Genomic DNA, 509 nt, shown 5'->3' on the forward strand with positions numbered 1-509 from the left:
GTGGGTAGTGACGAGTGCCACCCGCAATCCGCCGCCCGCGAGCATCATGACGACTTGTTCGGTTTGGCTTTTTTCGGCGAGGTATTCGGTGTGGCCGCTGAAGAAATGATCGCTGGCGTGTCCGTCGTTGATGACGCCTTTGTGCAGCGGTGCGGTCACCATGCCGTCGAAGAGGTCGTCTGAAATGCCTTGATAGGCAGTGTCCAGCAGTTTGAGGACGTAGGCGGCATTGGCGGGATTGAGTTTGCCTGCTTGGCAGGGCGCGTCCAAGGGAATGTGCAACACTTCCAATATGCCGCGTTCGGGCTTGCCGCCCTGCGGGTCGAAATCTTGCAGGGTAATGGTTTTGCCTAATTGTTCGGCACGGGTTTGCAGCAGATATTTGTCGCCCAATACGACACAACGGCATGGCAAATCGGCAAACGCCAAATCCAAGCAGATATCGGGGCCGATGCCGGCGGGTTCGCCCGAAGTGACGGCTAAAACAGGTAAAGTCATGCGGATTCCTT

1 protein-coding gene is annotated in these 509 nt (G+C 56.8%); it reads right to left on the reverse strand.

The genetic code is table 11. The annotated features are described in order from the left end of the window. Positions 1 to 498, reverse strand: a 498-nt coding sequence (locus ACTHUR_RS18610; protein ID WP_440400250.1) for a 4-hydroxythreonine-4-phosphate dehydrogenase PdxA, incomplete at its 3' end; no start/stop codon positions are given. Positions 499 to 509 lie beyond the last annotated feature (11 nt).

Source organism: Neisseria sp. P0021.S007, assembly GCF_051956855.1.